Below are 1,388 nucleotides of genomic sequence, written 5' to 3' on the forward strand. Positions count from 1 at the left end.
TCCTTTTCCATAACCATCCTCATTATGAGATGGCTACTGCGTTCATGGAACGTATCGTTGACTTTGGAATACCACGATGCGCTTTCCACCATATGAGCTATGCATTGTTCAATGTCACCTAATACCAAATAATACTCTCCCTGCACTCTAAGATAATCAGCGTAGTTAAAATAATTCAAAGGATTTCTTTCGTCTATGAAGGATACATTTATCCTGCTGCTTTCAATAATGGCGTTAGCTTCTGCGAGGTTGTTTTGTTGTAGATTTAGTTTGAGAAGGTGCTTTGTTACAGGAAGCGCAGATAGATCGCTACAAGTCTTAAGTAATTTTTGGAGTTGATTAATAGCTTGATCGACATGTCCTCTCTTTGCCTTTAATAAGGCTTCTACTAGAGCAACATTCTCTTGGATTTGTGGGTAGTTAAATTGTTTGTATTGTAAGCAGTATATTTCAGCCTCTTCATACTTTTCAATGCAAAAATACGCTTCCATAAGGAGGCAAAGTGCATTTACTTTGTGGGGGCTTGTGCCACTATCTTCTACAAGCAGTCTCTTGCTATGGTCAATACTCTCTTCATAAAGCCTTAATCTGAGGGCATGAACACCTAGTTTGTAATATAGTTCAATCCGATCATGCTGTGACAAAAAATCAACATAATGAAGAACGTACTTCCCACTATAGTAAGTCTCCTTCAATCTGCTAAAATCATCTCGTTCAATCAGGTACTTTTGATACATACCTTTGGCGATATAAGGCATGATTCCGTGGGAACGTGAGTAGTCAATGATGAGGTCGTACAACAAAAGTTGAATGGAGTTATTCTCGACGGATTTAATGGTTCGATAAAGCTTTTCTGTTAAGTCAAGACTGTCTTCATTTGGCGATTCAAGAAATTTGGTTGCTACTTTTCGTATCAGCTCAGCATTTTGACATTGTTGGATTGTTGTTTGCAAGATACACATCAAAGACTCTGATCTTTTTTCAATCTCCACATAATAATTGATCAGTGTTTCCAGGGGTATCTTCAACACCATTGCCAGTGGGCGTATCGTCTCAAATTCAGGTCGTTTGACATCACCCTTCTCAATTTTGGATATCGTCCCTTTAGGAATGCCCGACATCACTGATAATTGTGTTAATGTTATATCTAATGCACGTCTGGTGTCTTGAATAAGTTCTCCCATTGTTTTGATGACCGTCATTCCCAATATCAACCCTCCCTGACCTATATATTACCATATATTTATGCGCAACACAAACATTTTTTTATATATTATCCATTTTGTGAAAGGACAAAAAGACAACCACAAAGCGTTTTGACAAAGCTCTTTTTTAAGATCTCACTTGAATAATGAAATGAGGCCTTAAAATAACGAGTATATGAAAAT

Annotated in this window: 1 protein-coding gene; it reads right to left on the minus strand. The window is 37.4% G+C overall.

The window, feature by feature from the left end:
- Window positions 1–1,202 (minus strand): helix-turn-helix domain-containing protein (locus PPOP_RS16790; protein ID WP_042229591.1); only part of this gene is annotated, 1,202 nt, incomplete at its 3' end.
- Window positions 1,203–1,388: the final 186 nt, after the last annotated feature.

It is taken from the genome of Paenibacillus popilliae ATCC 14706 (genome assembly GCF_000315235.1).
GTDB lineage: Bacteria > Bacillota > Bacilli > Paenibacillales > Paenibacillaceae > Paenibacillus_B > Paenibacillus_B popilliae.